24 protein-coding genes are annotated in these 21489 nt (G+C 40.3%); 17 read left to right on the plus strand and 7 right to left on the minus strand.

The genetic code is table 11. The annotated features are described in order from the left end of the window. Positions 1 to 68: 68 nt before the first annotated feature. The gene (locus tag BHR79_RS09135) at positions 69 to 869 is read right to left on the minus strand and encodes an ABC transporter permease (protein WP_072562033.1); all 801 of its coding nucleotides are present in this window, start codon (positions 867 to 869) and stop codon (positions 69 to 71) included. Next, the gene (locus BHR79_RS09140) at positions 862 to 1506 is read right to left on the minus strand and encodes an ABC transporter ATP-binding protein (protein ID WP_072562034.1); all 645 of its coding nucleotides are present in this window, start codon (positions 1504 to 1506) and stop codon (positions 862 to 864) included. The genes BHR79_RS09135 and BHR79_RS09140 overlap by 8 nt, the downstream gene beginning before the upstream one ends. A 391-nt stretch (positions 1507 to 1897) precedes the next feature. On the opposite strand from BHR79_RS09140, the gene mtaA reads away from it, so the two are divergent. From mtaA to BHR79_RS09190, 10 genes are all read left to right on the plus strand, one after another. Further along, entirely contained in the window at positions 1898 to 2914 is a 1017-nt protein-coding gene (gene mtaA / locus BHR79_RS09145) for a methylcobamide:CoM methyltransferase MtaA (RefSeq protein ID WP_072562035.1), read from the plus strand. A gap of 43 nt (positions 2915 to 2957) precedes the next feature. Then, on the plus strand, positions 2958 to 4016 hold the full coding sequence (locus BHR79_RS09150) for a CobW family GTP-binding protein (protein ID WP_072562036.1): 1059 nt from the start codon (positions 2958 to 2960) through the stop codon (positions 4014 to 4016). A 56-nt stretch (positions 4017 to 4072) separates the two neighbouring features. Further along, a complete protein-coding gene (locus tag BHR79_RS09155) occupies positions 4073 to 4336 on the plus strand; it encodes a hypothetical protein (RefSeq protein ID WP_072562037.1) in 264 nt (87 codons plus the stop codon). Between the two features lie 147 nt (positions 4337 to 4483). Next, a complete protein-coding gene (locus tag BHR79_RS09160) occupies positions 4484 to 4705 on the plus strand; it encodes a sulfurtransferase TusA family protein (protein ID WP_072562372.1) in 222 nt (73 codons plus the stop codon). A 14-nt stretch (positions 4706 to 4719) separates the two neighbouring features. Beyond that, entirely contained in the window at positions 4720 to 5139 is a 420-nt protein-coding gene (locus tag BHR79_RS09165) for a DsrE/DsrF/DrsH-like family protein (RefSeq protein WP_072562038.1), read from the plus strand. An 8-nt stretch (positions 5140 to 5147) separates the two neighbouring features. After that, the gene (locus tag BHR79_RS09170; protein ID WP_072562039.1) at positions 5148 to 6314 is read left to right on the plus strand and encodes a cysteine desulfurase family protein; all 1167 of its coding nucleotides are present in this window, start codon (positions 5148 to 5150) and stop codon (positions 6312 to 6314) included. Next, the gene (locus BHR79_RS09175) at positions 6301 to 6960 is read left to right on the plus strand and encodes an iron-sulfur cluster assembly scaffold protein (RefSeq protein WP_072562040.1); all 660 of its coding nucleotides are present in this window, start codon (positions 6301 to 6303) and stop codon (positions 6958 to 6960) included. The genes BHR79_RS09170 and BHR79_RS09175 overlap by 14 nt, the downstream gene beginning before the upstream one ends. Beyond that, positions 6921 to 7577 (plus strand): flavodoxin family protein, encoded by a 657-nt coding sequence (locus tag BHR79_RS09180; protein WP_234970408.1) that lies wholly within the window; start codon positions 6921 to 6923, stop codon positions 7575 to 7577. Before BHR79_RS09175 ends, BHR79_RS09180 begins: the two co-directional genes overlap by 40 nt. 142 nt (positions 7578 to 7719) lie before the next feature. Continuing rightward, complete coding sequence (locus BHR79_RS09185) at positions 7720 to 8181, plus strand: arsenate reductase ArsC (RefSeq protein ID WP_072562041.1); 462 nt, start codon at positions 7720 to 7722, stop codon at positions 8179 to 8181. Positions 8182 to 8364: 183 nt separating this feature from the next. Continuing rightward, positions 8365 to 9627 carry a diaminopimelate decarboxylase family protein gene (locus tag BHR79_RS09190; RefSeq protein ID WP_072562042.1) on the plus strand — a complete coding sequence of 421 codons (1263 nt, stop codon included), beginning with the start codon at positions 8365 to 8367 and terminating at the stop codon, positions 9625 to 9627. Between the two features lie 41 nt (positions 9628 to 9668). Here BHR79_RS09190 and BHR79_RS09195 read toward each other — a convergent pair whose 3' ends face one another. After that, the gene (locus tag BHR79_RS09195) at positions 9669 to 12689 is read right to left on the minus strand and encodes a tetratricopeptide repeat protein (protein WP_159429230.1); all 3021 of its coding nucleotides are present in this window, start codon (positions 12687 to 12689) and stop codon (positions 9669 to 9671) included. Positions 12690 to 13452: 763 nt separating this feature from the next. Between BHR79_RS09195 and BHR79_RS09200 the strand changes: the two genes are divergently transcribed. From BHR79_RS09200 to BHR79_RS10840, 3 genes are read left to right on the plus strand one after another with little or no spacing between them, the layout of a single operon-like run. Then, a complete protein-coding gene (locus BHR79_RS09200; protein WP_072562044.1) occupies positions 13453 to 14775 on the plus strand; it encodes a DUF92 domain-containing protein in 1323 nt (440 codons plus the stop codon). A 39-nt stretch (positions 14776 to 14814) separates the two neighbouring features. Further along, positions 14815 to 15210, plus strand: a complete 396-nt coding sequence (locus BHR79_RS09205) for a Mov34/MPN/PAD-1 family protein (RefSeq protein WP_072562045.1) — start codon at positions 14815 to 14817, stop codon at positions 15208 to 15210. 49 nt (positions 15211 to 15259) lie between these two features. Further along, the gene (locus tag BHR79_RS10840; protein WP_257790277.1) at positions 15260 to 15385 is read left to right on the plus strand and encodes a hypothetical protein; all 126 of its coding nucleotides are present in this window, start codon (positions 15260 to 15262) and stop codon (positions 15383 to 15385) included. 9 nt (positions 15386 to 15394) lie between these two features. On the opposite strand, the gene BHR79_RS09210 is transcribed toward BHR79_RS10840, so the two are convergent. Together BHR79_RS09210 and BHR79_RS09215 are read right to left on the minus strand one after the other, a co-directional pair. Continuing rightward, positions 15395 to 15595: a hypothetical protein gene (locus BHR79_RS09210; RefSeq protein ID WP_072562046.1), complete on the minus strand. Its 201-nt coding sequence runs from the start codon at positions 15593 to 15595 to the stop codon at positions 15395 to 15397. Position 15596: 1 nt separating this feature from the next. Then, on the minus strand, positions 15597 to 15890 hold the full coding sequence (locus tag BHR79_RS09215) for a hypothetical protein (protein WP_143743554.1): 294 nt from the start codon (positions 15888 to 15890) through the stop codon (positions 15597 to 15599). 148 nt (positions 15891 to 16038) lie between these two features. Here BHR79_RS09215 and BHR79_RS09220 point away from each other — a divergent pair, with 148 nt between their 5' ends. Continuing rightward, positions 16039 to 16761, plus strand: coding sequence for a PAS domain-containing protein (locus tag BHR79_RS09220; RefSeq protein WP_159429231.1), 723 nt, complete (start codon positions 16039 to 16041; stop codon positions 16759 to 16761). 119 nt (positions 16762 to 16880) lie between these two features. Further along, positions 16881 to 17504, plus strand: coding sequence for a DUF1614 domain-containing protein (locus BHR79_RS09225; RefSeq protein ID WP_240632169.1), 624 nt, complete (start codon positions 16881 to 16883; stop codon positions 17502 to 17504). Here the strand turns inward: BHR79_RS09225 and BHR79_RS09230 are convergent. Further along, on the minus strand, positions 17481 to 18389 hold the full coding sequence (locus BHR79_RS09230) for an RAD55 family ATPase (protein WP_072562050.1): 909 nt from the start codon (positions 18387 to 18389) through the stop codon (positions 17481 to 17483). The genes BHR79_RS09225 and BHR79_RS09230 overlap by 24 nt on opposite strands. A 72-nt stretch (positions 18390 to 18461) precedes the next feature. After that, on the minus strand, positions 18462 to 19829 hold the full coding sequence (locus tag BHR79_RS09235) for a dihydroorotase (protein WP_072562051.1): 1368 nt from the start codon (positions 19827 to 19829) through the stop codon (positions 18462 to 18464). Positions 19830 to 19995: 166 nt separating this feature from the next. Here BHR79_RS09235 and BHR79_RS10575 point away from each other — a divergent pair, with 166 nt between their 5' ends. Then, a complete protein-coding gene (locus BHR79_RS10575) occupies positions 19996 to 20151 on the plus strand; it encodes a hypothetical protein (protein ID WP_157198653.1) in 156 nt (51 codons plus the stop codon). Between the two features lie 301 nt (positions 20152 to 20452). Then, complete coding sequence (locus BHR79_RS09240) at positions 20453 to 21340, plus strand: PstS family phosphate ABC transporter substrate-binding protein (RefSeq protein ID WP_072562052.1); 888 nt, start codon at positions 20453 to 20455, stop codon at positions 21338 to 21340. Positions 21341 to 21489: the final 149 nt, after the last annotated feature.

Here is a 21489-nt window from a genome sequence, read left to right on the forward strand (position 1 = left end):
TTTATATGTCTGTATTTGTGGATAAACAGGACATAATGTCATCGACTTTACCTTTTTCCATACAGGTTTCATGAAACATCCGGTTTATTTCGAAACAATTGATCCTTCAATATCCCGTACTCATCAAAACAAATACGTGATGTCAGGAAAATTGCAAGTGTCACACATGTAACAGTGGATACATAAACAGAAACCATTACTGCAATCTGGTATTTGATCGCCAGGATTGGTGATGCTCCGGCTATCAACTGGCCGCTCATCATGCCGGGAAGATGAACAATTCCTATAGTAGAAATATCTCCTACAGCCGGTTTCAGGGAAGAACGAAGGCCCTTTCTTACATAGGGCATAAGTGCCTCATTCATTCCGGCACCAAAAGAAAGGCTGGATACATAGCGGTTTTCGTTTCTTTTTAAGCTGCTGTAGAAATTTCCTACACCAATTATAGTTCCACCAAGGGAATTGCCAAGCAATATACCACCTATGGGTATGAGGTAAGGAGCTTCAAACACATTGGCCAGATCAATTACAAAGGAGTTTACATACATAAGTATCAGGAACGTACCTCCCAGGAAAGCACCAAGTGTAGGGATATAGAGGGATTTGAGATCCATTTCCTGACGCTGGACGGACTCAAATGCTGCAAATGAAACCATCAGGAAAAACCACAACAAATTCAATAAAGGATTGTTCATATCAAACACAAATGTCAGGAATAAGCCGGCAAGGAAAAGCTGTACCGTCATCCTGAAAATCGCTGTAAGGGATTCTTTCCCCATATTCAGTCGTACATATCTCATGATCAACAAAGGAATTATGAGCAGAAGAAAACCAAAGAATAAACCCGTGTAAGAAATCTCGTCAGGCATTTATTTCACATCCGTCAACAAAGACTTCATCCATAGCTACTCTATCCCATGTGTTGTCGTGAGACACGACAAGAAGTGTCCAATTTTCATTTTCAAGAAAGAAGTCCACAACTTTTTCCTTAAGTTCGAGATCCAGTGCTGATGTGACTTCATCAAGCAGGAAAATCTCCTTGCCCAGTAACACGGAAATTATTATGCATATTCTCTGTTTCTCCCCTCCAGAAAGATCTTCAAACTTCTTGTACACAATGGACCTGTCCAATCCAAAGTATTCAAGCAGGGAATTACGTTTCCTGTGATACTTCCTTCCCTGGTTATGGTCAAAAGAAAATATTTCATTGATCAAATCCTTGACAATTCCCTCCCCGATATCAGTATCCTGTGAAACATATGCGATTTCTTTCCTGATATCCCATATGTTCGAGGGCGAAATTTTTCTCCCCCTGTAAAAAACCTCTCCATCGTCGACATGTAAAATACCCAAAAGTATTTTGAGAAGAGTTGATTTACCACTTCCTGACCGCCCTTTCAGGATTAATTTATCACCTTTATTGACAGTCAGGTTAAAGTTAGAAAAAAGGCAGGAGCCATGAAAATCAACACATATGTCCTTATATCGTATCAGTTCTGAACTCATGTATGAACCTCACTCAAAAACCCTCATTTTAGTAACACTTAAATCATAAATATTATACTTATTCTTGCAATAAATTATACTATTTAATACAGCGATACATGTTGTTTTTTGTAAAATATAGCAATTATATCTATTTTACTTGTTTTGTAGATTCAATAATCTCAATTAAGAAACTGTAATGCGCATATTACATATGAATTTTACTTATTATTTTTAACACGAAAGTTGTATTTGATTATACTAAAACCCATAATAGTAACACCCAAAAGTCACATCTATAAAAGTATGCCAATAATGTTTAAAGTAAAGAGATGAAAGGATAACACTGAAGTAGTAAACGAACAAAATCTAAAGGAAATAGAGAATAAAATATCTTATACAAAGGTCAACCATGCAACAAAAACAGAGAATCATCAATGCACTGGAACGCAAACCGGTAGATAAAATTCCTACAGGATTGTTCACAACCGCTGCTCCACTGGAAATTATGGATTCATGTGGTGTTGCCAGACCCGAAGCTGACTTTGATCCTGAAAAGATGGCTGAGCTGGCAATAGCCACCCAAAGTATCCCCGGATTTGAGACTATACGCTACCCCTTTGACTTAACAGCGCTGGCAGAAAGTTTCGGCTGCAAGATTCACAGGGGATCAAAGGACATACCTCCCGCTGTACTCGAAGGTCCGGAGATTAACATTGAAGATATAGAAGTCCCTGAAGATTTGATGCAAAGAGGAAGAATGCCTGCAATTCTTGAGGCCACACATATTATAAAAAGGCAAGTCGAAAATGAAGTCCCACTTATATGTGGTTTTGCCGGTCCTGTGGACCTTGCTGTTAATCTGATGGGCATGAAGCCTTTCCTTTTAAAAATACTGAAAGAACCACATAAAATAGAAAGATTAGTGGAAGTCACTACCCGGGCATGCATAAAAGCTGCTAATGAAAGCCTGGAAGCAGGAGCAGATGTGATATGTTTCGGAGAAGCAGTTGTTTCCCCCGACATTGTTCCACCGGCTATGTTTAAGTCCGTCATAAAACCATACTATAGGCAACTTGTAGATTCTGTTAACGGGAAATGTGTAATCCATGTATGCGGGAAAGCCGATCCCATAATAAAAGATATTGCAGAATGTGGATTTTGTGGTATAAGTGTTGAAGAAAGTGTTGAAGATCTGCAATACGCTATAAAAATGGCACATGAAGGAGGTGCTGCATTGATAGGCAACGTTTCAACTTCAGTAACCATATACAATAAAACCGCTGAAGAAGTAAAAGCAGAAGCTTTGAAATGTCTGGAGGCAGGCGTGGATATCCTGGCCCCTGGTTGCGGAATCGCACCACAGTCACCCATAAAGAATATGCAGGCCCTTGCACAAGCACGAAATGAATTCTGCGCAGAAAGATAAAAAACGTATCAAGAAGTAACTTATTTCTCTAAAGGTGTAATGAATGAAAGTAATAATCATTGGCGGCTTTCTGGGCAGCGGTAAAACTACTACCCTGCTTAAGCTGGGAAAATATCTCAATGATAAAGGCGAAAAAATCGCTATTATCGTAAATGAGATAGGTGAGATCGGAGTTGACGGGACAACACTGGATATAGAAGGAGTGGAAACCAGGGAAATCACCAACGGATGTATTTGCTGCACTTTGAAAATCGATATGGAACAGGCGCTTGATTCCCTTGCCGAGGAATATGGTCCGGACACGGTAATTATTGAACCAACTGGAGTCGCATTCCCCCGCCAGATCAAAGAAGAAATAGAACTTATGAAAATCACAGATATGGAGTTTTCCCCCATAATAAATCTGATAGATGGCAGCAGGTTCGATCTGGAAATTGAACAGGTTCCAAAATTCATAAAGACCCAGATAGCGGATGCAGACATCCTGGGAATTAACAAGATAGATGTTGCGACAGATGAACAGGTCAGTAAAGTCAAAGCTTTGTTGCAACACTGTAATACAGATGCAAAAATACTGGAATTTTCGGCAAGGGAAAATGCAGGAAATTTTAAAGAATTGATAGAGACCATAGGTGGAAAAGGAAAACAAAGAGACCATTTCACAAAACAAAATTCTATTGCCGAATCAAATGTATCTTCCCATGCCATTGAATATGCAATTGAGACAAATGATCTGGAAATCAAGAAAGGGCACGAAATGGCAAATGGTATTGTTGATTCCATCCTCAGCCAGTTCATTCAATTGAATCCGGATTTCATAGGCCATATAAAGATGTCCATGGACCTACCGGAAACCTTCCTGAAAATCAGTCTCACGTCCTCTACAAACAAACCTGAAATAGAAATTTTTGAGAGGGAAAATGTTGCAAACCCAAAAATTAGAGCATTGGCAGCTGTGACAAATATCAGACAGGATGAAGTAGTCAAAATCCTGGAAAATACTATTAAGGAAATGTTTGCGGAAACGGGAATTACCCTCCAGAGAATCCAGCAACATACAGACACAAAGAATATCATTAACCTGTGTGATATTTCTATATAAACAAATCCGGGGGTCTAATAATAACTGATAACAAATCGGAGCAAAATCAGAGAGTGATGCCTATATGGGTATCTGCAGGAGCTATTGCAGGTGCTCTCTACGGCAATCTCTTACTTGGACCGTCTATAGGGAGTGTGGGACTTGGCACTATAATGGGTATAGCAATAGGTTCACTTGGTGGTATTTCCTTCGGATTATCACAAATCCGAAAACAGGAAGGAGATGATCGATATTCCTTTGAAGGTGAAGAAAACCTCATGAAAATCATGGGAGCGGTCGCTATCATCCTTTTTGTAATTACTCTTGCTATGTTGTTCTGACAAGAAGAATGCCGATGGGGGTCTACATTCCTTAAATGAGCCATGCAGCCTATTATGCTATGCGAGAAACTTATATATTATTTGCAAACATATAAGCATGTTAACAATTGTGAATTTACAGATATAAGAATGTTCAGGGGAAAAGATATGACAACAATAGAAGTTGATACCAGGGGGGAGACCTGTCCGGTCCCACTAGTTGAATGCAGGAAAGCACTAAGAAAAGCTAAACCCGGAGATGAGGTAATAGTCACCGGCACACATCCAGCTTCAAAGAAGGAGATACCAATGGCCTGTGAATCCATGGGACTTGAAATTATCGGTATCGATGAAGAATCTGATGAGTGGAAAATCAGAATTAAGCGTTAAAAGGATTGGTTTCTGTGAGCAACAAAACAGTCATAATAGTCCATAGCGGGGACATGGATAAGCTGTACAGTGCACTCATTATTGCAAATGGTTCAATGTCAATGGGAATGGAAGCTTCCCTGTATTTTACTTTTTGGGGCCTTGAGAGGTTGAAAAAAGGAGGACTTGAAAAGGGCCCCTTATCCAAAATGAATTTCCTGGGGCTTGGCAAATGGATGGTCAAAAGCAGGATGAAAAAGGCCAATGTCGCTCCTCTTGAAAGAATGATGACCGATTTCAAGGAACTGGGGGGCAAAATTATTGCCTGTGAAATGACCATGGAAATTATGGGGATCAAGCAAGAACAGCTACGTACCGAATGGATTGATGAATATGGTGCGGTGGGCACCTATGTCCATGAAGCAAAGGATGCAGAGATTACATTGTTTATCTGAGGTATTGTATGGAAGACAAAACTGCTTATTTTGATAATTCCGCAAGCACACGGCTGGACGAAAGAGTGTTTGAGGCAATGAAGCCGTATTATTTTGATACTTATGCAGTGGCAACATCAGAATTTGCCTATTCGATGGGTATCGATGCAAAGGAGGCACTTGAAGAAGCGAGGTCCACCATTGCAGATTCATTAAATGCTTCGCCAGGAGAAATTGTTTTCACATCCGGAAGCACCGAATCAAGCAATATGGCAATAAAGGGAGTAACATCTGCACTCAAAAAGAAAGGGAAACATCTTATTGTCTCAAAGATCGAGGATTTCCCCGTCCTGAACACCGCAAAAGCCCTGGAAAAACAGGGTTTTGAAGTAGATTTTATTAAAGTGGACGAGAGGGGGCGGCTTAATACAGAACAACTTGCAGAGATGATCACAGACGAAACGGTTCTAGTCTCGATACAGCATGCCAACCAGGAAATAGGTACACTGCAGGATCTGGAAAGCATTTCAAGCATATGCAGGGAGAAAGGAGTACTTCTGCATACAGATGCCACCCATAGTTTCACACGCGTTCCAATAGATGTGCAAAAAATTCCTGTGGACCTGATAACTATTGCATCACATACCATACATGGCCCCCGTGGTGTTGGAAGTCTCTATATACGCAAAGGCACACCTATCAACAAATGGATGGACGGCGGATTCCAGGAATTCAACCTCAGGGCAGGTCTTGAAAACATACCCGCAGCTGTAGGGTTTGCAAAAGCAGTAGAACTTGTGACAGAAGAGGAAAACAAGCAGATCAAAGCGTTGAGAGACCATCTTATAGAGAGAATATCCAGTGAAATTACGGATGTAATATTAAACGGAAGTAAGGAACACAGGAGTCCACATAATGCTAACATAACTTTCCATTATGTAGAAGGTGAATCGCTCACCCTACATCTGGATATGCGTGGATTTGCGGTCAGCACGGGTTCCGCGTGTTTTAGTCGCTCCCTTGAAGCAAGTCACGTTATACTGGGCATAGGTGGAGACCATGAAAGGGCCCATGGTTCATTGCGCTTTACCTTCAGTCGTTACAATACCCTTGAGGAAACCGATGCCATTGTGGATGCGATTAAGGAAATCGTTGCACAATTAAGAGAGATTAGTCCTTTGTATGAGAAAAAGTGAGGTGTTTGATGTGAAATTCCCTTATAGCGAAAAAGTTCTTGATCATTTCAAAAACCCGCGCAATGTGGGCAAAATAGAAAAACCGGATGGCAAGGGCCTGGAAGGAAGTGCGGCATGTGGTGACATGGTGGCAGTATACCTGAATGTGAATCCTGAAACCCTGGTGATAGAGGATATAAAATTTGAATCCTATGGATGTGCATCCAATATCGCTACAGCTTCCATAATTACCGAAATGGCCAAGGGAAAGACCCTGGAAGAAGCCAAAAATATCTCATGGAAACAGGCCACAGAAGAACTAGGAGGGCTGCCCACCGTAAAAGCACACTGTTCAGTACTGGCTGTGGAAGGTTTGAGGGCGGCAATTAGGGATTATGAAGAAAAGCATGGCCTTGTGAGTGAGAAAGAAACTACTACAGAAGAAGTTGTCAGAAGGCGCCTGAAACATGTCATGAATCCCATGGCAGGGCTGGATATAATCAGGACGGAACTTGTGACAAAGATAGAGGTCAAAGAGGGTTCTGTGAGAATACTTATAGACCTTCCTTCAGATCATCAGTTCGCATCAGCTATTAAAGAGGATATTCTGGAAAAAGTAGAGTCACTATGGGATATAGAGGAAGTGGAGGTCGTTTTCACAGAATAATTACAGAAGAGGAGGAATATAGTATTACAATAGATATTCTGGGAATCTGTGCAAGTCCCAGGAAAGGAGGCAATACCTACGTATTGCTGGATGAGGTAATGGAAGGTGCAAAAAGAAACGGTGCTACAGTTGAGATAGTACATCTGCGAGATTACAGTATCGATTCCTGTGTGGGATGTGAAAGATGTCGCCAAGATAAGACCTGTACCCGCTTCCATGACGGGATGAATTTACTGTACCCAAAGATCGAAGAAGCAAAGGGTATGGTGCTTGGCTCCCCTACCTACAATTACAACGTCACCTCCCTTATGAAAACCTTCATAGACCGCCTGTATCCCTACTACAATTTCACCGATGACAGGCCACGTGAATATTCCAGCCGGCTGGCAGGGCAGGGAAGACATGCCTGCGTTTTCACCATTGGAGAGCAACCCATCATTGAAGATATAGGTTTCAGCCTGGAAGCCATGAGTTATCCACTGGAAGCCCTGGGATATAAAGTGGATAAGGCGATGCCTGTGCTTAACCAATTTGACAGGGGAGTTATCAAAAAGGATGAAGCAGCGCTTAAAAAGGCTTTCGAAATGGGCGAGGAACTTGCAGGGAACTTAAAGTGAAGTATTACCTTGTTGGATTGATAACTAAAATACAGATTTGTTATTGAAGAATCACATGCACAATTCATCGGGATTGCTTGATATAGAATCTACATAATCTATGTAGGTAACACTTATTGCCACATCAGCTCCTCTATATTTCATGAAAGAAAGCAACGAAAAAGTCAAAGTACTTTTCATTTGTGTGCACAACAGTGCAAGAAGCCAGATAGCAGAAGAATACCTGAGAAGACTTGGAGAAGGCAAGTTCGAAGCTGAGAGTGCGGGTTTTGAACCCGAACAGATTAATCCACTCGTCCTTGAAGTAATGAAGGAAGATGGATTCGACCTCACAAAGAAAAAGACCCAGGATGCATGGGACCTCTTCCGGGCAGGTAAATTTTTCCATTTCGTAATCACTGTTTGCGACAGAGAGCACGAGGAGAGATGTCCCATATATCCAAAACCCTTTGCAAAATTATACTGGCCATTCCCGGAACCTGAAAATTTCACAGGCACACATGAAGAAAAGCTGGAACAAATGAGGAATTTGAGAGATTCAATAAAAAAGAGGGTTGAACAATTCGTAGAAGAAACAAGCGGATTTTCTGAAGGCTCAAAATAATTCAATTCCAGAATGCCTTTTAAGTGGGGGCGTAAAATAACCCCACATAATACTTTTTTGCTTTTAATTCAAATAAGGACAAATTATATAAGAAACTTCCATCACAGCAATAGCAATAGTCATTTTAATAACGATGCACCACTAAGTGTATCGTCTTTATTTTACAATTATTGAGGAAATAAAATGGTATCAAAAGAAGTACCTTTTACTAAAGAAAAAGTACAGGAGATCGTGGAAAAATATCCCACTCCATTCCATCTTTATGATGAGAAAGGAATACTGGAAAATGTGAAAAAACTTAAAGAAGCCTTCAGGATTCTGGAAGGTTTTCAGGAATACTACGCTGTAAAAGCCCTCCCCAATCCTTATATACTCAAAATCCTGAAAGAACAGGGATTTGGTGCCGATTGCAGTTCCCTTCCCGAACTTGTACTGGCTGAGAAGGCAGGTATTGTTGGCGAAAATATTATGTTCAGCTCCAACGATACACCAGCAGAAGAGTTCGTCAAGGCAAAAGAACTGGGCGCTATAATCAATCTTGACGATATAAGCCATATCGATTATCTTGAAAAACATGCAGGCCTGCCTGAAATGATCTGTTTCCGATATAATCCCGGTGCACTAAAAAAAGGTAACAAGTTCATAGGCAATCCAGAAGATGCAAAATACGGTTTCACACGGGAACAGCTCTTTGAAGGATACAAAAAACTTGCCGATAAAGGGGTCAAGAGATTCGGTATCCACACAATGGTAGCATCCAATGAACTGGACCCGACCTATTTCATAGAAACTGCCAGGATTCTCTTTGAAGTTATCGCCGATATTTCAAAGGAACTCGATATCAAATTTGAATTCGCGAATTTGGGAGGCGGTATAGGAATACCCTACGAGCCTGATCAGGAACCAGTCCCGTATGATGTTATAGCAAAGGGTGTTAAGGAAGAATATGACAAAATAATCTCCGCAAACGGTCTTGGCCCCCTCAAGATCTACCTTGAATGTGGGAGAGTAATCACCGGACCCTATGGATACCTCATCAGTAAAGTACGCCATCTCAAGCATACATACAAGGATTTTGTAGGAATGGATGCCACAATGGCAAACCTTATGAGGCCGGGTGTTTACGGAGCTTACCACCATATAACTGTACCTGGCAAGGAAAACCAGCCTCATGACCATACATATGATGTGACAGGCTCTCTTTGCGAAAATAATGACAAATTCGCCATAGACAGGAAATTGCCTGAAATCGAAATCGGTGATATCCTTGCAATGCATGATGCCGGAGCACACGGCCATGCAATGGGATTTAACTATAATGGAAAATTACGCTCTGCTGAAATCTTGCTCAGGAAAGATGGCGGTGCTGTGCAAATCAGAAGAGCAGAAACCATGGAAGACTATTTTGCCACACTGGATTTTGAAGGCCTTAAGAATTTTAAATAAACTGGCCTGGAAAAACAGATATAATCGGGTATAAAACCCGATTATTTTTTATACCACCGTGAAGGCAGCTCATATCCCAGATTGGGATCGTATTTTTTTGGCAGGAAGAATTTCGTTCCCCTGTTGTCCAGAGACTCTTCAAAACCCGGATCGATGGAATCAAGTTTCAGTTTAGCTGTCTTTGCCTCTGAAGATTTACCTATTCTATAAAGGGCAAACCGCTTATTGTAAAGCACAGAAGGATTGTTCGGATCAATCGAAAGGGCCCGGTCGTAGCATTTAATTGCCTCATCGACATTGCCCATCATATTATTGGCAAATCCTTTGTTGTACCATGCAGTAATGCAATTGGGTTTCAATTCGAGTAGACGGTCATAATATTTTATTGACCCTGCATAGCTACTCAACAGGTACTTGATAGTAGCTTTGTGATAGAGAGCCTCAGCGTTGTTTGGCTCGAGCTTTAGAATCTGGTCGTATACAATATCGGCTTTATTGTACTCTCCAAGCAGGTATAGATCAAACCCTTTATGTTCCATTGCAGTAACATGCTGTGGATTAACGGCAAGTAACTGTTCATAGCATTCGATTGCTTTCTGGTATTGTCCGATATTTTCAAAAGCCAGCCCCTTATTGAACAATGCATCCTGGTTTTTGGGATCAGAATCCAGAATTTCATCATAAACACCTATTGCATCACTGAAGCGGCCCATCTTTTCAAGATTGTCAGATTTGAGATACAGAGCATCCTCATTTGAAGGCTGATTACTAATGACAGTATCAATTGCATTCAGGGATACATCATACATCCTTGCTTTGTGCGCGGATTGAGCCAGCAGATACCATGCATCCATATCTTTTGGCTCCAAATTGAGATATTTCTGGTAAGCATTGGCTGCATTCCTGAAACTTCCAAGTTCGTCATATATCAATCCCCTGTTATACAGAGCATCCCCGTTATCCGGATCATTTTCTACTACTCTTCCATAAGCATACAGGGCAGTCTGGAGGTCATCTGCTTTTTGTGATACTATTGCGTATTTATACCACAATTTTGCAGAATCGGAATTAACTGAAAGAGCCTGTTTAAACGCATCTGAAGAATCGGCCCATTGATTGTATTTTTTGAAAAGATCTCCTTTACCTTCCCAAGCCGCTGCATAGTCGGGTTCTATCATTGTAGCCATTTCAAATGAAGAGAGGGATTTATTCGTATTATTTACTGCTGACATCGTCATGGCGCGTGAATACCAGAGGTATTCGGGAGCTGGCAACTCGCCATCTTCAATAGACGTAAGAGGGTTGCCGGACACATCTGCCCCACTTCCCAGAAATGTCAGATCAAAGCCGTTACTCTTAAGGAAATCAAGGAATGGGGAATTGCTTGTATAATGAAAATTATTCTTATAAGCAGATTCTTTTTGATTGGATTCTAATAGCTTACTCTGGTCAGTCCTTAGTTGGTAGCTAGCTGCTGAGTGACCAGGATTCAGTTCAAGGACTTTTTCATAGGAAGTGATAGCTTCATCATATCTTCCAAGTTCATCCAGAACGGCCCCTCTTTCATACCACACCTGTGCTGAGGATGGCTCAAGTTCACAGACTTTATCGTAAGCCTCTAAAGATTGCTCGTATTTACCCAGTATTTTCAGGTCAGCAGCCATTTCATACCAGGCAAGGGTATAGTTTTCATCCCTTTCTGTGGCCTCATCATAGCTCTTTACCGCTTTTCCATACTCGCCTATCCTGTCAAGCAATACTGCCTGTTCATACCATACAGCAGGAACGTCAGATTCAAGATCAAGGGCCTCTTCATAATTATCTATAGCTTCGGAATAATCACCATCGTTTTGCAGAATAGTGGCCTTTCGGTACCATACGACCGCATAAGGTTCTGTTTCAAGTACGTCATTGTAGCATTCAAGTGCATCCTCATATTTTTCCAGCCTGTAGAATGCTTCACCTTTATTGAACAGTATCTGGGCAGACTCTGAATCAAACTGTGGTGTTTCATAGAAAATCCCATGGGAATCGGTTTCAATCATAATTGAAGGTGCCTCTGAAACACGTCCTATACCACGTGCATGATCCGGATTTAATTTCAGGGCCTGGTCATAGCATTCAATCGATTCCTCGTACCTACCCATTTTATCCAGTAGTTGTCCCTTCAGGTTCCATAATGCCTTATTTTCAGGGTCGTATTCCAGTGCCTGATTGTAACAGGTTAGTGCATAATTATTCTGACCCAGATCTTCAAGACTGCGGGCTTTGTACCTCCATGAATCCACATTGTAGGGTTGTATTTCAAGCACCCTGTCATAATACTCAATGGCCAGACTGTGATCATCCATTTTTTCTGCAACAAGACCATACTTCAATAATAATTCAGAATCGTTTGGGTTCCTCTGGAGGGCCTTATCATAATTATCCTGTGCTTTCTGGTACTCTCCAATAGCTTCATAACATTCCCCTAACTGTGACCAGGAATCTGTTTTGGAGGGATTGATACGCAAAGCCGCCTGGAAATGTTCGATTGCATCCGCGTAATTGCCTTCATTTTTGTGATACAAACCCTTGTTATAGAGGTCTTCAGAATGATACCCATAAGCACTTAATGCTGCATCCTGATAAGTAAGCGAATCATTATAATTTCCCTCTAAATGGCTTATTTTACCTTTAAGGAATAGGATTGGCAACGCTTCCAGATCGGGATTATTGATCATTTCAGTGATATTTTGATTCTCAGTATCCTTTAGGTTTAGAAGAGCTTTTTCATAATACTGTATGGCCTCATTCTCACGAGCCAGATTTTCGAGATTCAGGCCAGCCATATAAAGGGCATAAGTAGAATTGGGATTGGAACCTAGAACCTTTTTGGAAACTTCCAGAGATTGATCATAGTTTCCTGATAAGTAAAAAGATGAAATGTTCTCATATGTGTCATTATAAGGGTCCAGAGAACCATTTGTCTGTGAAATATTTACTTCATCCGAATAAAGGGATATAACATCATCATTCAAATTATCAACAGCAACAGCTGGATGACATAGAATAATTGCCAAAAGTAATACTAAGGTTAATCTTAATAAAATGTTTTTGAGCCCCATTACCATTTGAACCTACCACCACGGTCCACTAAATCAATTAATATGCTACAATGATTTACTAAAATTTAAAGTTGTTGTCCGGATATAAAATTATCGCAGGATGAAAAAAGTAATCAGAGGGGTTTGGCAGTCCACATTCTTATTTGTCTATAATCAATGTTACCACCTATTAATCTTGCTTTTTGCTATTTGGATTCACATTCCTGCAAAAATGCACATTTACCAATCGTATTCCATATTATGCAATCTGAACAAAATATTTCTTTGTTTTCCTGAGAATAACCAAATTTTTCGATCTGGCACATTGTAACCCTTCATGTTAGCATATCAGAATTGAATCTATTCTAGCCTGGCCTTTTTGAGTCCAGTAATGGCAGCATTCACATATCTGATAATCATTGTTTTCCCTGAGATCTGTTCCGCAAACCGGGCAATTTTTTAAGAGATAGTCATATCGGTTCATTGTACCACTCCTTAATCTCCCTAAGGGAGGAACATTAATATATAGTTTTGGAATATAAACTATAAAAACAGTGTATTAATATATAGTTAGTATGCACGATTTCTGGTTACAACCTGGAATCTGAACCGCTTCATACAAATCCTCAAAAATTAATTTTACCGTTTATGCACAAATACATATATAAAAATAAATTAAACTAAAAGATGACTTTTATAAATAATCAGTGCTTTATTAAACAAAAAATCTCTGATTTTCATGACAGGCTGGCCAAAATGCTTTACCGAAGAAGATGAAGGGAAAGACTATACCCCCTATTTCATAATTATAGCATTAGTTTCCATGCTGATATTTCCATTCTTAAGCAGGGAAATCTTACTCCTGATTTTTGCCGGTGCCGGTGTATATAGCTATATTACCAATAGCAATCGGAATATAACAAATCTTATTGTCTCAATAGTTTTGCTACTTTTGATAAGTATTACTGCGAATCACTATTCCTATTCCTTACCAAAATACATAATTGTATCAGCAATCCAGATCTCTACCATTGGCTTCACAAGTGCAACCATAGTGCGCTGCGGCACCAAAAAGGACTTACAAGAAAATACCACCAATCTCCCATCAAGCCTTGCTTTATTAATAGCAGGGGCCTCTTCTGCCTTCATAGCAGGTTCATTGTATGTATACTGGACAGCCGCTGTATCATACGAACTTATATTTTTCATAGCAGTAATCGGAGCAATTACAGCAGCTCTCTTTGAATCCATACCATCCTCCGTAGACAGGCTTTTTTCAATGACCCTGGGTTCGGCAATGGCAATGTGGATTCTTGCAGCATTTGGTTACACAGTTGCTCCTTTACATTTATTGATTGCATTCATTTTTGCACTCTTTTTAGGGTATCTTGCATATCGCACCAATATAGCTGATATTTCCGCAGTGTTGAGTGCTACACTTATGGGAGTTTTGATTATTGTTTTTAGTAACTTTCTCTGGTTTGTTTTACTTCTTACCTTTTTCATACTCGGAGGAATATTCACTAAATACAAATACAACTATAAGCTGGACCTGGGTATCGCACAGGAAAAAGGAGGAGTAAGGACTTATGAAAATGTATTCAGCAACAGTACTGCCGCACTTGTGCTTGCCATTGCATGTGGCATATATCCCCAACACAGCAATCTAATAACATATGCTTTCCTGGGAACCGTAGCAACAGCTGCAGGTGACACCCTTGCAAGTGAAATCGGAACAACTGCCCGCCAGACACCCAGGATGATAACAAACTTAAAACCTACAAAAACCGGTACTGATGGGGCTGTAACTTCACTTGGAGAACTTGCATCTTTTGGTGGAGCACTGACAATAGGAATACTTGGAGCAGCCTTTGGGTTTGTGGATCAGATAATTCCTGCCATACTTATTACATGTGCAGGAGGATGGGGAGGAACAAATATCGATAGTTTACTTGGTGCTACATTCCAGAAAAATGGATACCTATCCAATAGTGGAGTCAATTTTGTAGCAACTGCCACAGGTGCCCTCATATCAGGTATACTGTATGTTCTTGTCCTGTAAGGACAAAAAAGATATACTTACCGCAATTATATCTAACATATGAAAGTAGAGGGCATTGCCCGGGAAACACTGGAATTTATATTGAAAAGTAGTGAATCAACATATCCCCGGGAATTTGTGGGTTTACTGGAAGCAGAAAAAGGCATAATAAGCAATGTGATAATCCTGCCCGGAACCGAGAGCAGTGAAATGAATGCAGTAATCAAATTGTTCATGATGCCAAATGTACAATCTGTGGGTTCTGTGCACAGCCATCCTGGGCCCAGTTATCGGCCCTCAAATGCCGACCTTGTAATGTTTGGTAAGACTGGGGACTGGCATATAATTGTTGCCGAACCTTTCGATGAGAACAGCTGGCAATGCTATAACAGGGAGGGCTACCCTGTAGACCTGCCGGTACTTGATGTAGAATTGGACCAGCCGGAACTGCCCTAACAAAAAATAAATATGGAACCAAATCGAATTTTTTAAAGGGATGATAAATATGGAACCTGAAGACTATGTAATTAAAGAAGGACCAATACCACATGAAAATGCTAAATTTGGAGCAGGTCTTGTAATATTGATTCTATACATTATTGTGCTTGGAAGATGGCTGGGAGTATTCTAATCCCATTACTTATTTTTCGCGCAGGACCGAATATGTAAACCCTCCGAGCCAATAGCCGATCATTCCAAAAAGGAAAGCTGCGGGGATCAGTATAAGGGATTCATAACCCAAATCCAATATCCATTCAAAAGCCATTATTACAAACAGGATTACAAAAAGAATATATCCTGCATATTTGGCACTTGTTTTGCCCCGGTACATTTTGATCACTTTAAATCATCTGGCAGGCAGATCCACCAAAGCCACATCTGGACATCATAGAGTCTATTTGCTCTTCAGAAGAAAAATCATCATATGCCTTATTAGCCTCTTCCACACTGGAATAAAGGCGTGCAAAGATACAATCCCAGTAACCATCATCACTTTTTACAATTGAATTATACTGATTGTTTTCAGCGGGTGCCCATATCAACACCTGCCCACCGGTTCCCTGCTGGGACTGGACTTCGACCTTCAATCTTCCAAGAGCCTTGGTTTCATGATTAATACTATCATTTTCTGCCATAGCATCCCAATATAATTCCATCATTTTTAACCTATTGGGTCACCGGAAACGATTTGTATTTAAAGAACAAAAAACAAAATTCGACAGGTACTTAAAGAAGATAAATTAAAGAGGAAATGTAAAAGAAATAATGGGGGTAATTATTCCTATGCAGGACAAAAATCAAGAGTACGAAAATCCCATAATAGTTTTCCTATGGAATGCAGAAAAGGACTGGCCGGTTGAATTTGTATCCGATAACATTCAGCAACTCGGATACAATGCCGATGATTTTATATCCGGGAACAAGACCTATGCACAGATAATCCATCCACACGATATCGATGAAGTCAGAGAAAACATACGCCGCATCTGTAAGGAAGGCATCAAGGAATACACCCATCGATACAGGATACTAACTGCTGATGATCAGGAAAGATGGGTTATGGAAAAGACCCTTGTGGAAAGAGACATCGAGGATGAACCATGCCATTTCCAGGGTTTTGTAATGGATATCACAGGCCAGATGGATTCTGAAGAGATGAGCGTGGACATGATATCTACAAAAAGTCCTGTTGTAGCATTTGTCTGGAAAGTAAAAAAGGGGTGGCCTGTAGAATACGTTTCAGATGAAATTGAAAAGTATGGCTACACAACCGAAGAATTCCTGTCAGGTAATCTTAATTACGGGGACATTATCCACAAAGACGATCTAAAAAGAGTAGAGGACGAACTGAGCAGGAGATGCCGGGAAGGATACAATGATTTTTATCAGGAATATCGGATATACACAAAAGAAGGCCAGATCCGCAAAGTTGCTGAAAGGACCCTTATAATTCGTGATGAAAATGGCAACCCCTCAAAATATCAGGGAATCATTGAAGACCTCTGATTCCAGATAAATTATATATAAAATAATATTATATTTTGATAGTAAGTATGCGTGCCTACATCAACAGAAAAGGTTTGAGAGACTACATAATATACACACTAGCCTTGCTTCCAATGGCTATGTTGTGTTACAAGCAACAGCTAACTCTTGGACCAATTTCATCATACCCTCTCTTTTTAATCTTACTCCTGATGCCAATTGCCTCAAATATAGAAATACCCATAACCAAAATCAGAACGCGCAAAAACCAGCACATGCATAGGGACGCCCTCCTTCTGGAAGAAACGTATGGTGTACCCGTGGTAAATGAACTTACTACAGGCACAAACCTGATCTATGACACAAAAATCACACTTAATGTAGGTGGATTTATAATTCCTATTTTGACAATTCTGTATTTATTTTTCAGTGAAATGGGTTTTGTTGCGTTGGAAATAATGCTCATAGTACTGGTTGTCGTTGCATTACTGGCTGATTTTGTTGATGGAGTAGGGATAGTAATACCCTCATACGTAGGGATATTTACAATTCCACTGGCATTGATATTGGCCCCTCAGAATGCAGCTACTATCATATTCATCGCCGGGACAGGCGGAATCATAGCAGGCACAGTGGCATCCTTGATGGCCTTGAAAAGAGAAGAAAAAGGAAGCGCTTATATCGATATAGGTGGAGCAGCCTGCTTTCAGGCAATATATATAACCGCCTTACTGGCCGCATTAATATCCGGGTTCATTCCTTGAATAAAGATTACCATTACCCTGATTTCCAATTTTATTTTGCAGGACTTTTGATGTTTTGACGGAACGATATTTTTCAATCCCTTTCTCACCGAACCTGAATGATTGAGGCGTGGGATCTATTTTTGTGGCCCTCATTTTTTGTATAGCCATAACAGGAGTTAAGGTGTTATCAATATCATTTAATTGCATGGAATCAAGAAATATGATACCATCACCCAGAAAATCATATTCATCAAAATCTTTGGTTTCAATACCATGCTTTTTTTCCGTTATTAAAAATGAAGTTATATCCCTATTCTTAATAGTTCTGTGTAACGAACGCCAGCCCCCGGAATTGCGGAATTTTTCAGGGTTGCTAAAAACATTAAGGGAATCAAACACTATCCTGCGGGGTTTATACGTCTCAATAATCTCTGTGATCTCTTCAAAGGTCAACATCGACATCCCAAAAACTTCCAGATAGCCATCATCGATGTATTTTGCAACATCCCAGCCAAATCTCATAAATTGTTGCACCAGCTGCGGAAGACGTTCTTCAAAGGAAAAAAGGACACATTTCTCTGCCTTGATTACACCCTCCATCAGATATTGCATGCAAAGAGTGGTCTTTCCCGTGCCAGGGGGGCCTGTAACAATCACTGAGAATCCTTCCGGAATACCCCCTTCCAGCATATCATCCAGCCCCACAATGCCGGTACTTATACGTTTTATTGAGCATTGCAAATTACCGGCATCCATTTTTGACCTGAAGCGCCCCTTGTCAAGCGAGAGTAAAGCTTTCTCGAGTACAAGGTTTTTAGCACCAAGTTCTTTTTCATACCGATCAAGAACTTTAATGGCATCCGAACTGAGTGTCGTATGAACCGGGTATTTGTTACGTACCATGCTTTAAGGATATAGTCCATAGTGCATATAAAATTTTGCGCACCATGGACACAAAAAAAGAAAGTATGTACATCAATCTTCGTCTTTAACAGAGCCGGCACCTGGAAGGAAATTACCCCTTCCTCGTCTTCCCACAATATCACCATCCCAAATAATCTCCCCGCGGGAAATGGTATATTCAGGGAATATGCCTTCCATTCCTTCATACGGTGTCCATCCTGCTTTACTGTGCAACATGTCTGAATTAATAGATTTGACATTCCCTGGATCCATGACTATTAAATCAGCGTCATAGCCTTCAGCAAAAACACCTTTTCCATGGTTGTCAAGTCCAAAAATTCTTGCCGGATTGCTACTTGTGACTTCAATGAGGCGCTTGAGGGGGAAAAGATTTCTTTTAGCTCCCACCATCATAAGGGGCATAAGGGTTTCCACTCCCGGTACACCCGAAGGAGCGCTCTTAATGTCCCCCTCCTTCTCCGACTCCCTGTGAGGAGCATGGTCCGAAGCTACAACGTCCACAGTACCATCATTTATTCCATTAATAAGTGCTTTCACACTTTGTCGGTTCCTCAGCGGAGGATTCATTTTACCGAAAGTACCAAGCCTTTCCCAATCATGGTCTGATAGGAAAAGATGATGGGGAGCTACCTCAAAGCTTAAATGACGCGAAACATCCTCTTTTTCAAGAATATATTTTTCCCTTTTTAGCTGACCAAAAGCTTCCAGTGTACTGATGTGACAAAAATGAGTATTTACGGATGTCAAACCGGACAATTCAAGTGCATTCTTAACTGCCATTGCCTCACATTGATTGGAGCGAATTCTGGAATGGGATTGAGGAGTGAAATCTTTCTTGAGTAAATTTTCATTATCGCATTTGATATTTTCATCCTCAGCATGGATACAGGCCAATGCTCCAAGCTGCTGGATTGTTTCAAGAGCCTCTTTTAGCAATTCTGAATCCAATCCCAAACCGGCAGTTGATTCTGCCATGAAAATTTCTCCAAAAGACGTAACGCCCAGTTCCCAGAGAGTTTCCAGTTTTTCAATATTCTTCCCCACACCACCATTAATTCCAAAATCAATGATGGATTTACGATTTGCCAGTTTGAATTTTTCCCTGAAAGATTTTCTGTCAAGAACCGGCGGCAATGTATTTGGGTGTTCCACAACTGTCCCGATACCACCTGCAGCAGCTGCACAGCTTCCTGAGTACCAATCTTCTTTGTGAGTCATACCGGGCTCCCGGAAATGCACATGTACATCGATGCCTGCTGGAATAGTAAGTCCCCCGTGTGCATCAATATGCCTGTCTGCATCCTCGCCCTTCAGATTTTTGGCAATTTTTTTTATTTTACCCTCATCTATAAGCACTTCGCCGGGTTGCAACTGATTTTTATAAAAAACTTTAGTGTTCTTAATTAATATATCATTCATACTCTTCCCTTCGACTAGTTATTGGTAGGTATGCATATTATTTTTCCCATTTTACATCTTCCGACCATATGTAAATAATGATTTAAATTTTATATATAGATATTTGGGACAAAGTATATATTAATGAAAAACATTACTTATTTTGGTGGAGGAAGTGATAGACAATATGAAATGCATTGAGAAAAATGAAAGGGGACTTAAAACCCAAAAAGGTAATCCGAATATTTCTCATACTATATATAGGGGAAGAATCAACGGAAACCTTGACAACGAAGAAATGGACCTTTACAGATTCCTCATAGGTGGAATCGAAGGAAAATGAGTGCTAAAACAATACCTCATGTTGTGCCAGGCAACGTACGCTGCTATTTTTGTAGCTCAGACCTTGAGAACAGACGCCTGGGAAATATGTCCATATACTTTTGCAACAATTGCAATCACATAATACCAAAAAAGATTGAATATTACTGAATGTTCAATTACTTTTTAGATTTTATAAATAAAGAGTGATTAAAAACTCTAATATCAACTATATAGACATATATATTATATGATGGTAAATATTTATAAATGGCTAATTCACTTGTTTTAAAAAGAAACTTAACTTACATTAGAGGGTTAGTATGATAAAATCACACAGGACATTAATAATTATACTTATTTTATTGTTGGCATTGTTTGCTGCAGGATGCCTTGGCGAGAGTGACAACACACAGGAAGAGAAGGCAAATGAAACAATAACAGAAGATATTAAAATCGAAAATATTAACGTAGAAGGATCCACGACGGTCTTCCCTCTTGCACAGGCAGCTGCTGAAATATATATGGAAAATCATCCTGAGAAGTCAATAAATGTTATTAGCGGAGGATCAACCACGGGTATTAAAGCCCTGATAGATGATAAGGTAGATATTGCAATGGCTTCCAGGAAAATGAAGGATTCCGAAAGAGAAGCAGCAGAAGCAAATGGAATTGATCCTGTGGAACACGTAATTGCATGGGACGGACTTACAGTAGTTGTAAACCCTGCAAACCCCGTAGACCAGCTTACCTACGACCAGATAAAGGGAATCTATGACGGTTCCATCAGCAACTGGGCAGATGTAGGCGGAGAAGATAAAGAAATAATAATACAGAACCGTGACCCAAGTTCCGGAACCTATGGCTATTTCAAGGAAGAACTATTAGGAGAAGAAGAATTCCGCCCGGATTTAGTATCCCGGGGCTCAAATGGAGCCATTGTCCAGGCAGTCACACAGGAAGATGCAGCAATTGGATACATAGGATTTGCATACCTTGATGACAGTGTGAAGGCCGTAGATATCGATGCCGGGTATGGAATGGTTGAGCCTACTTCCGAAAACATCCTTGCTGGTGACTATCCACTTGCCAGACCTCTTCACTTCTACACAGACGGACAGCCTACCGGCCTTGCAGCAGACTTCATAGAATATATACTGAGCGAGGAAGGCACAATAATTATAAATGATGTGGGGTACTTCCCCACATAAATCTCCTAAACAAAGCCTGCTGATAACCCTCTATTCTTTTTTAAGCATCTTGACATTACATACACAATATCTCTATATAGACTATATGTTAAAATATAGTATAGTATAGAATATTGCGACAAAGACTATAAGTATGGTATCCATTACTT

It is taken from the genome of Methanohalophilus halophilus, from assembly GCF_001889405.1.
GTDB classification, from domain to species: Archaea; Halobacteriota; Methanosarcinia; order Methanosarcinales; family Methanosarcinaceae; genus Methanohalophilus; species Methanohalophilus halophilus.